General features: G+C 66.8%; 5 protein-coding genes. 2 read left to right on the top strand and 3 right to left on the bottom strand.

Annotated elements, in window-relative coordinates:
• Positions 1–27 precede the first annotated feature (27 nt).
• The gene (locus tag JOY90_RS38720) at positions 28–957 is read left to right on the top strand and encodes an MBL fold metallo-hydrolase (RefSeq protein ID WP_291696347.1); all 930 of its coding nucleotides are present in this window, start codon (positions 28–30) and stop codon (positions 955–957) included.
• 15 nt (positions 958–972) lie between these two features.
• Here the strand turns inward: JOY90_RS38720 and JOY90_RS38715 are convergent, their stop codons facing one another.
• Positions 973–2,775 (bottom strand): caspase family protein, encoded by a 1,803-nt coding sequence (locus tag JOY90_RS38715; protein WP_291696346.1) that lies wholly within the window; start codon positions 2,773–2,775, stop codon positions 973–975.
• Positions 2,776–3,026: 251 nt separating this feature from the next.
• On the opposite strand from JOY90_RS38715, the gene JOY90_RS38710 reads away from it, so the two are divergent.
• Positions 3,027–3,614 (top strand): hypothetical protein, encoded by a 588-nt coding sequence (locus JOY90_RS38710; RefSeq protein WP_291696345.1) that lies wholly within the window; start codon positions 3,027–3,029, stop codon positions 3,612–3,614.
• Here JOY90_RS38710 and JOY90_RS38705 read toward each other — a convergent pair.
• Positions 3,590–5,404: a caspase family protein gene (locus tag JOY90_RS38705; protein ID WP_291696344.1), complete on the bottom strand. Its 1,815-nt coding sequence runs from the start codon at positions 5,402–5,404 to the stop codon at positions 3,590–3,592. The genes JOY90_RS38710 and JOY90_RS38705 overlap by 25 nt on opposite strands.
• Positions 5,405–5,553: 149 nt before the next feature.
• A complete protein-coding gene (locus JOY90_RS38700) occupies positions 5,554–6,420 on the bottom strand; it encodes a DUF1499 domain-containing protein (protein WP_291696343.1) in 867 nt (288 codons plus the stop codon).
• Positions 6,421–6,928: the final 508 nt, after the last annotated feature.

The following is a 6,928-nucleotide window of genomic DNA, read 5'->3' as shown; positions in this document are numbered from 1 at the left end:
GTATGACGACTGAGTGTGGGATTTCCGATGGCCGACAACGACGACGTCCCGTTCAACCGCAACTTCCCGCTGAAGCCCGGCGTGGTCGACGAGGTGCGCCCCGGCGTGCGGCGCGTGCTCTGCGACAATCCGAGCCCGTTCACCTTTACCGGCACGGTCAGCTACGTCGTCGGCCAGGGTAATGTCGCGATCATCGACCCGGGGCCGGACTCGGAGGCGCATGCCGCGGCGCTGCTCGACGCGGTGCGCGGCGAGACCGTGACGCATATCTTCGTCACCCATACCCATCGCGACCACTCGCCGAACACGGCGCGCATCAAGGCCGCGACCGGTGCCACCGTCTATGCCGAGGGGCGGCACCGCGCCTCCCGCCCGCGCTACGAGAGCGAGAAGCACAACCCGGAATCCGGTGCCGACCGCGACTTCAGGCCGGATGTCGCGGTTGCCCATGGCGACGTCGTCGAAGGGGCAGGATGGCGGCTCGAGGCGATCGCGACGCCGGGCCATACCGCCAACCATCTCGCGTTCGCCTGGGGCGAGCGCAAGCTGACCTTCGTCGGCGATCATGTCATGGGCTGGTCGACCTCGATCGTGGCGCCGCCGGACGGATCGATGGTCGACTACATGGCCTCGCTCGACCGGCTCGCCGCGCGCGAGGAGCAGCTGTATCTCTCGGGCCATGGTCCGGAGATTCCGGAAGGGCCGCGCTATGTGCGCTTCCTGATCCGTCATCGCCAGGCGCGCGAAACCTCGATCCTGCATCGCCTCGCCAAGGGCGAGGCCGACGTCCCGACTCTGGTGCGCGCGATCTATATCGGCATCGACCCGCGGCTGACCACGGCGGCCGGCTATTCCGTGCTGGCGCATCTGGAGGATCTGGTGGCCCGCGGCGTGGTCGCGACCGATGGCGATCCGGTGATCGACGGAACGTATCGGATGACGACGGCTGCCGGCTAGGTCGCGCTTCGCGGATCACTGGCAGTACTGCTTCCCATTGAAGGTATGGCATCCGCCGTCGCCGGATGGCGCGGCGGCGGGCGGGCGTTCGCTCGGTTCGCGGCGCACGACGGCTTTCGGTTTCCGCGGCGGCGGCTCCGGGCGCTTCCTGCATGTCCCGTGCGAGTCCAGCACGGAATTGCCGTCGCAGCTGATGGGAATGCAGCGATCGCCGGCCGCCCTTTGGCCGTTGCCGCAGACCAGCGGACAGACCCGTTCGGGCCTGGCGCGCACGGCATCGAGCGCATCCGGGCTCGCCATCTTGACGTCGAACCTCGTGCCGGCATGCCGGTTGAAATTGTCGAGGGCCTTTTGCGAGGCGCCGTTCCAGCTCCCGTCGGTGGCGCCGGGATCGCAGCCGACCCGTTTCAGATGCGCCTGAAGCAGGCGGGCGATGTCAGCCGGGTCGATGGTGGCCGGGGGCGCGGAGGGTCGCGGGTCGGCGGGCGGGGTCAAGGCCGCGACCTTGGGCGGCGGCTCAGCGGGCGGCGGCGTCGCGCGCTTGACGGCCTCGATCTGCTGCTGGGCGTCCGCTGCGGCCTGTTTCTTCGCAAGCTCCACCTGTGCGGACGCATCGTCGGCGCGCTGCTGCGCTTCGGCGAGCTGGTGCCGGGCGTCGTCGAGCTCCCGCCTGGCCTGCTCGGCCAGGCGCTGCCGTTCCTGCTCGAGATCGCGTCGCGCCTGTTCCGAAATCTGCAGCTTGGCCTGCTCGGTGCGGCGCGCCGCCTGCTCTTCGAGCTGCTTCTTGAGATCCTCGGTTTTCTGTGTGGCCTGGTCCTCGGCCTGCCGCTTGAGCGCCTCCGCGCGTGCCCGGGCTCGCTCCGCGTCTTCGAGCTTGTCGAGCGCGGCATGGGCGAAATTGGCATAGATTCCGCTGCCGTGAACGGCGAGGAAGGCTTTCCAGGCTTCCCTGGTGCCGATCTGCGCCGTGAGCTCGTATTGCCGCCGCGCTTCGGTGTTCGGATCGGGCGGCGGCTCCTGCGGCGGCACCAGCGCGACGGCTTCGCCACCCAGTGAGCCATAGACGAACGGCTCCTGGCGGCCGCCCGTGCTTTTCAGCACCTCGTCCCGAACCCGGCCAAGCACCAGGCGGATATCCAGTCCCGGTGTCGGGAGCTGCCTCAACAGCGCGGTCGAGAACGGGCTATGGTCGCCGTCGCCATCGCTGGCGACGGCACCGGCCCTGGCGGCGAAGGCGATCAGGGTATCCGGGGTCGCGGGCTCGATCTTGGCAAGGCCGCGGCCGATCGAGCGCGTCGCCACGCTGCGCTTCATCTTCTCCGAGAACGGATTGTCGCGGCAGGCATCGAGAATGACCAGGTGCAGTCGCCTGGCGGGGTTGATCGCCTGCAGGATGCGGTCGAGCGGGATGGCCTCGTCTTCGACGTCGAAGTCGCTGACGAGTTTGGCATCGGCCGGAATGAGATAGTTGACGCCATCGACCTCGATCCCGTGACCGGCATAATAGACGACGGCCATGTCGGCATCGGCCGCGGTCTCGGCGAACGTGCGCACCGCGCGCCGCATGTCGGACACGCCCAGATCCTGGTGCAGCTCGACGGCATCGAAGCCGATCCGCCTGAAGGCATCACTGACGGCGGTGGCATCGTTGCCGGGATTGGCGAGCCGGGGAACGCTCTGATACCTGGAGATGCCGATCACCAACGCCACGCGCTTGTCGGCGAGCGCCTGCGTTGCCGTCGTCGCTGTCAGGAAAATCGACAGCGCAAGGCCGCACGCCAGATGAAATGGCGACGCCATACGACCCGGTCTGGCCATGGTGCGAGCTTCGCTCTTGAACATGCGGCCGCAATTCTCGAAAGATCTCGGTCTATCCAACGAACCGTTATTGCAATCTGTGAAGCCTGTCACAATCGGGCCGGCCGCTGCTCCGGTAGCCCGTTCTCGACGCAACGAAGTAGCTGTGGGCGATGATAAGGGAGGCCGTGCGGCCTTGGAAAGGAGGTCGAGGTCGATTTCCAGGCGCGATGGTTCAGCGATACGCGTGCCGATCGCCGTCGACCAACGGCGTGCAGCCAGCGGCATGGGGCAACGGCGCTGCCGCTTCAAATGGGGGGCACACACTTGCTTTCGAAATTCCGTTGCGTTCTTATGGTACGCCTTTTCGGCAACTTATTTACAAATGGGATTTCGAGATGAAACGTTTTCTCGTCGTCGCCCTCCTGGCGATTGCGCCGTTGCTTTTGCCCGAGGGTGTGACCGCCAGCAAGATGCACCCGGGCTACATGACCCACGGCAATTTCCGCGGCTTGAACGCCAACACGAATTGCCGCCGCCCCAGTTTCAACATCTGCCAGGGCTGCAACGTCGATATCAGGATGCGCGTGGCGGCGAATCGGCAATGCGGGTTCAATTTCCAGTCGCTCGGCCCGTTCGCCGGCCAGGAGGTCACGGTGCCGCCGCGCAACGGAACCTATAGCCTGGTCAACGAGAGCAAGGCCGTCTACCGGCCCAACACAGGTTACACCGGAAGGGATCATTTCGAAGCCCGGCTCTACTTCGAGGAAGGCAGCGGCAAACGCACGTTCCTGAACATGCGGGTGAATGTTCTGGTCGATCCCAACATGGAGAATCAGTCGCCTTCGCATTCTCCGTAGCACGGATCGGCTCGACCGGCGGGAGCAGACCGCTGCTGCGCGCTCGGTTCGCGGCGGGACACGGCCTTAGGCTTCTGCGGCGCCGGCTCCAGCCGCCTTCGGCATGCTCCCTGCGAATCCAGCACGTACCCGCTCTCGCAGGTGATCTGAACGCAGCGGTCGCCGTCCGCCTTCTGGCCTGTGCCGCAGCTCAACGGGCAGACGCGGCCGGCCTTGGCGCGCACCGCATCGAGCGCATCGAGGCTCGCCACCTTGATGTCGAAGGTGGTGCCGGCGTGCTTGTTGAAGCTGTCGAGCGCCCGCTGCGAGGCGCCACTCCAGCTTCCGTCCGTGCCAGCGGGATCGCAACCGACGCGCTTGAGATGCGCCTGAAGCAGGCGAGCGATGTCCGCGGCGTCCATGACGGGCGGGGCCGGCGGGGGCGGTGCCGCATCTGCCTGCGGATTCAGGGCGGCGAGGCGTGACTGCCGTGCCGCTTCGGCCTGTCGGGCGGCCTCGCGCCTGGCGGCTTCGATCTGCTCTCGCGCATCGGCCGCGGCCTGCTTCCTGGCCTGCTCGACCTGCGCCGCAGCCTCGTCGGCCCGGCGGCGGGCGTCGGCGAGCTGGCGCCGGGCGTCGTCGAGCTCCCGCCTGGTCTGGTCGGCGATCCGCTGACGCTCCTGCTCGAGATCGCGCCTGGCCTGTTCCGACATCTGCTTTCTGGCCTGCTCGGTCTGCCGCGCCAGTTGCTCCTCGAGCTGCTTCTTCAGATCTTCGGCCTTTTGCCTGGCCTGTTCCTCGGCCTGACGCCGGGCCGCATCGGCCCGCTCGCTCGCCTGCTCCGCGGCCTCGAGCTTGTCGAGCGCAGCACGGGCAAGATTTGCATAGGCCCCGCTGCCATGGACGGCCAGAAAGGAATTCCAGGCCTCCTCGGTGCCGATCTGCGCGGCGAATTCGTAGTCACGCCGCGCCTCGGCGTCAGGATCGATAGGTGGGGCGAGCTGGGGCACCAGGGCGACCGTTTCGCCGCCGAGCGAGCCGTAGACGAACGGCTCCTGCCGGCGATTGGTCGTCTTCAAGACTTCGTCCCGGACGCGGCCGAGCGCCAGGCGAAGATCGAGCCCCGGCGTTGCGAGGTGATTCAACAGCGCGGTCGAGAACGGGCTGTGCGCGCCGTCGCCGTCGCCGGCCACGGCACCGGCCTTGGCGGCGAAGGCGATCAGGGTGTCCGGGGTCGCAGGATCGATCTTGGCGAGGCCGCGGCCGATGGCGCGCGTGGCGATGCTGCGCTTCATCTTCTCCGAGAACGGGCTGTCGCGGCAGGCATCGAGAATGACCAGGCGCAGCCGCTTCGCCGGGCCTATCGCCTGCAGGACGCGATCGAGTGGGATGGTTTCGTCCGCGACGTCGAAGTCGCTGAGCAGCCTGGCATCGACCGGAATGAGGTAGTTGATCCCGTTCACCTCGATGCCGTGGCCGGCATAATAGACGACCGCGATGTCGGCGCCGGCCGCGATCGCGGAAAACTCGCGCACGGCGCGTCGCATCTCGGACACGCCGAGATTCTGCTGCAACTGAACGACGTCGAAGCCGATCCGCCTGAAGACGTCGCTGATCGCGATCGCGTCGTTGTCGGGGTTCGCGAGCTGGGGGACGTTCTGATACTTGGAAATCCCGAAGACCAGCGCCACGCGCTGGTCGGCCAGCGCATGGGTGGCCAATGTCAAGGTCAGCACGGCCGACAAGGCAAGGCAACGAAGCAGGCGATAGGGCAGCGCCATCATCCTGTCCGGTTGCTTCGATCTGGCCATGGTGCAGGGCTTTGATCCGCTCTGAAACGCGAGACTGCGTTGCCGTGGATATTCAAGCCCGTCACCAGGATGTCAACGGGAGGTACTTCAGGCCGTGTGATCCGGATCACTGCTCTCGAGCCGTGGTGCGCGATCGCGAACCTTCGGCGTCACTTCTTTACCGTTTTGGTCGCCGGGCCCTTGGCGACCGGGAGCTTCGGCGGCGGCGCCTTCTTGGCCGGCTTCAGGCTGTCGGAATCGGCGGCGGTGTTGAGATCGTCGATCAGCTTTGTCACCCGCGCGGCGTTGGAGCCCAGGTCGCTCTCGAAGTAGCGCGAAGAGGAGCGGATATCGACCCGGGAATCGTCGCCGTCGGGCGCGATCCGGATCGAGACGTCCTCCCGGAAACCCATGATCGGCGTGCGCGCCACCGCCTCGATGCGGCCGATGCGACGCGGCGGCTGCGGCGCGCGCTCGTCGATGACCAGCCATTTGCGACGGTTGACGAGCTGCAAGGTGATCGCGTAGGCGCGCTCGACCGGGATTTCGAGCTGCACCGGCTCGATGTCCGGATAGGCCTTCTGCTGCTGCTCGGCCGAGTACAGGCCGGCATAGACCGCGGTATTGGTGCCGTCGCCGTTGCGCAGCGGTGCCAGCGCCTCGAACCGTGGCGGGTCGATCGGGTCGGTGGTGATGTCGTGGATCGCCGGCAGCCGGCGGTACTGCACGGCGAGATAGGCAGGGTAGGCCAGCACCACCGCGTCGATCAGGAAGGCGAGCAGGATGCGCGCCATGCCGCGGGTGCCGTTCTGCCAGATCGCGGCGAAGGCGGCGAAGCCGACCAGGATCGAGAGCACGGCGCAGCCGAGCGCGCCGAAGAACGTCGCCAGCGCCGGCTTCATCTCCAGGAAACCAAACCGGACGATGAGGATCGACACCACGACCGCGACCACCGCGAACACGGCGAGATTGCGGGCCAGGTTCGCGAGGCTGGAGACGGGTTCCGACAGATAAGGAGCGGAAAACCTGCGGGCCATCCATGCTTCCGGTGTGGGTGGCCGCGGCCGGCTCGGCGGCAGCGGCCGGTCAGGGCTGACCTAGCGCATTTTCACGTCAGCTGTGAAGCGCATTATGGCGGCTTTTCGATGGTCGCGGGGAGGAGGCGGGTTACCGCGACATGGGGGCGCGGTTGGAAGCAGCCGTAATCAAAAGGCGACAGAGGTTCCGCTGGTTCAAAGGCGGAAGTGCGCTCCCTCTCCCGCTCTTCGCGGGGGAGGGTTGGGGTGGGGTGCCTCCACAAACACGGGAGCAAGTGGCTGCCCCCACCCGCCGCGCTATGCGCGGCGACCTCCCCCGCAAGCGGGAGAGGTGAACGAGTTTGCCGATAGAGCTACTTGGCGTAACTCGCGGCGTCGTTTGCTGGAGAGATACTACTTCGCCGCCAGCGGGCAGGCGGAGTCGGAGAGCTTGCCGAAGGCTTCCTCGCCGGACATGGTCTGCACCAGCTTGTAGTAGTCCCACGGATATTTGGATTCCTCGGGCTTC

Origin of the sequence: Bradyrhizobium sp. (assembly GCF_019242285.1) — a bacterium.
In the GTDB taxonomy this organism is placed as follows: Bacteria; Pseudomonadota; Alphaproteobacteria; order Rhizobiales; family Xanthobacteraceae; genus Bradyrhizobium.
This window is presented reverse-complemented; position numbering and strand designations above follow the sequence as displayed.

Coding starts and splice junctions, on each gene's coding strand:
- JOY90_RS38720 (WP_291696347.1), top strand. CDS start 28: ATGGCCGACAACGACGACGTCCCGTTCAACCGCAACTTCCCGCTGAAG.
- JOY90_RS38715 (WP_291696346.1), bottom strand. CDS start 2,775: ATGGCCAGACCGGGTCGTATGGCGTCGCCATTTCATCTGGCGTGCGGC.
- JOY90_RS38705 (WP_291696344.1), bottom strand. CDS start 5,404: ATGGCCAGATCGAAGCAACCGGACAGGATGATGGCGCTGCCCTATCGC.
- JOY90_RS38700 (WP_291696343.1), bottom strand. CDS start 6,420: ATGGCCCGCAGGTTTTCCGCTCCTTATCTGTCGGAACCCGTCTCCAGC.